The sequence below is a fragment of the Terriglobus sp. YAF25 genome, assembly GCF_052113305.1.
Lineage (GTDB): Bacteria > Acidobacteriota > Terriglobia > Terriglobales > Acidobacteriaceae > Terriglobus.
In genome coordinates, this window is the sequence record NZ_JBFRCY010000662.1 from 1 (window position 1) to 2,622 (window position 2,622).

2 protein-coding genes and 1 pseudogene are annotated in these 2,622 nt (G+C 60.2%); all 3 read left to right on the top strand.

All coding sequences use genetic code 11. The annotated features are described in order from the left end of the window. Positions 1 to 191 (top strand): annotated as a pseudogene (locus AB4043_RS21965) (ATP-binding protein); the annotation flags it as partial. A 2-nt stretch (positions 192 to 193) separates the two neighbouring features. After that, positions 194 to 547: an STAS domain-containing protein gene (locus tag AB4043_RS21970; RefSeq protein WP_442302289.1), complete on the top strand. Its 354-nt coding sequence runs from the start codon at positions 194 to 196 to the stop codon at positions 545 to 547. A 13-nt stretch (positions 548 to 560) separates the two neighbouring features. Further along, entirely contained in the window at positions 561 to 2,528 is a 1,968-nt protein-coding gene (locus AB4043_RS21975) for a SpoIIE family protein phosphatase (protein WP_442302288.1), read from the top strand. Positions 2,529 to 2,622: the final 94 nt, after the last annotated feature.

The window sequence follows — 2,622 nt, forward strand, 5'->3', positions numbered from 1 at the left end:
ACGATGGAGCAGGCATGACACAACAACCGGCCCCACCCGATATCGACCGCAAAATGGCCGGCGAAGAGGACCCACGCGGCATGGGCATCTTCCTCATTCAGTCGCTGGTCGATGAGGCCGAGTGGCACCAGGGACCTCCGGGAAAGAGCTTCGTACGGCTGGTGATCCGCCTCGACAAGGAGAAGAATTAGCAATGCAGGCCCCGACTAAAGTTGCTACGCGGACAGCGATCGCTACCTCCGGAGCTCCGGTGACCATCCTCGCCTTTGCAGGCGACATCGCCTCCACCTCCAAAGAGCCGATCCTCGAGGCCTACGGAGCGACCGACGCGCAGAAGCTTCTGCTGGACTTCTCCGGAACCGAGTATGTGAACTCCTCCGGCATCGCCATCATCATCCAGTTGCTGCTGGATGCCACTAAGACCGGTGGCCGGACCGTCGGCATCTTCGGCCTGACACCGCACTTTCAGAAGGTCTTCACCATGGTGGGCATCGGCAAATACGCCACGCTCTCACCGGATGAAGCCACTGCCCTGGGCCTGCTCTAAGGACTTAACTTCCATGCCGCGCCGATCTCTTCTCGCGATCCTCCTGTTGCTGAGCATGACGGCGCTGCATGCACAAACGCCTGTTTCAGCTCCCGATACCGCCGACCCCGCCCATTTGACGTGGACCGGCATGGATCGGCCGCTGAACATCTCCTCGTTCTGGTTTACCAACTCCACCCAGGATGACCCTGCCTTCGCGCAGCCTGGCTATGACGACTCGCACTGGCGGCCGCGCAAAAGCGGTGAGACGCTGAAGGCCTACTGGCAACGGCCGTCACACGTGGTCTGGTACCGCGCTCATATCGAAGCGCCTGCCGGGATCAAGGACCTTGCGGTCAGCGTCAACGGCATCCATGGTCCTTTTGAGCTGTATGCAAACGGGCGTCGCGTCGGCGGCGCCGGCAGAATCGGCAATCCGGGAGTCTTTGGCGACATGGTTCCCATCGTCTATCCGCTGCCCGCGGATATCGCACCGGATGGCCACCTGGTGCTTGCTCTGCGCACCGGCATTCTGTTCACCAGAGATTCGCAACAGGGTGGCATCAGCACCGACTCATCCCTGCTTCTGGGTGCAGCCGCACACATCAACGACACGCGTTCCCTCTCCATCTTCCAGAGCCTGGCCAGCAATTACACCAACCTGGTGATCGCATGTATCGCCGGAATCGTCGCCCTGGGACTCTATCTCTCAGCGCGCGGACGGGAGTACCTCGACCTCACGCTGAGCTACATGACGCTGGTTGTCTACAACATGCTCGAGATGTGGGAGTTCACAAGGCCGATTCAGCGCAGCGGCTTTGCCCTGCTGCTCACGGCGCTRCTCGCTACTGCTCCGGTTATCTTCAATCTTGAGTTCATCCGCCGCATTCTGGGACGGCCGCGATGGAAGCTCTTCGGCATCATCCAGGTTCTGCTGCTGGTCAATGGCGTCGTCATAGAGAACCTTTTCGTGCTGGCGCCCCAGATATTTTATTTCCTGGTCCAGGGACTCTTTCCAACCGTTCTTGCGATCGGCACCTATGCACTTCTCGACTTCGTTGTTCCGGTAATCATCTACCGCGCATGGTGCCGTGGAAACCGCGACGCCGGTCTGCTTCTGGTCGCCGTGCTGCCGTCGTCCGTGCTGGTTCTTGCGCAGATTACGCGAAGCGTCCTCGTCCTCACGAAAGTAATCGCGGGCGGCAGCAATCCTCTCGAACGAGTTCCCGGCATCACCTTCAATATCGGCTGGTCTGAGGTTACGTCTTTCTTCGCCAGCATCGTCCTGCTGCTCTTCATGGTGCTGCGCACCATCCGTCTGGCACGCGAGAAGGCTGAACTCTCCGCGGAGATTGAGGCAGCACATAACGTACAAACGCTGCTGCTGGCGCGCGCCACGCAACCGACACCGGGATTCGCGGTCGAGACGGCGTACCGTCCGGCTTCAGAGGTCGGCGGTGACTTCTTCCTGATCTCTCCAGGGCAGGACGGCTCGCTCTTCGCCATCGTCGGCGACGTCTCCGGTAAAGGCATGCAGGCGGCGTTACGTGTTTCGCTGATTTTGGGCGCGCTGCACCGCGAGAGCTCGCGAGAGCCGTCACTCGTGCTGCAGAACCTGAACAGTGCGCTGCTCTCGCAAGGGGACATCGGCTTCACCACCGCCTGTGCACTTCTGGTGGAAAAAGACGGACGCTTCCGATACGCCAATGCCGGACACCTGAATCCCTATCTCGACGGAGAGGAGTTGCCGAGTGCCGGAGCTCTTCCACTCGGCATCAGTCCCGAGGCAGAGTACGACACCGAACAAGGACACTTGGCCACCCGGCAACGGCTGGTGCTGCTGAGCGACGGCGTGCCGGAGGCGCGTTCGGCCGCAGGCGATCTGTACGGTTTCGACAAATTGGTAACGCTGACACGCTTGCCTGCCAACGATATCGCCGAAGTAGCGCATGCCTTTGGACAGACAGACGACATTACTGTGCTGGCGTTGGCGCTTGCGTAGGTGTCCATGGACATCTTTCAACGCTAGCGAAAGAGTCGGTATTCGAGCTTCGCTCGAATACATTCACCGTCCTGATAGCCCGGGTGCCCCACCC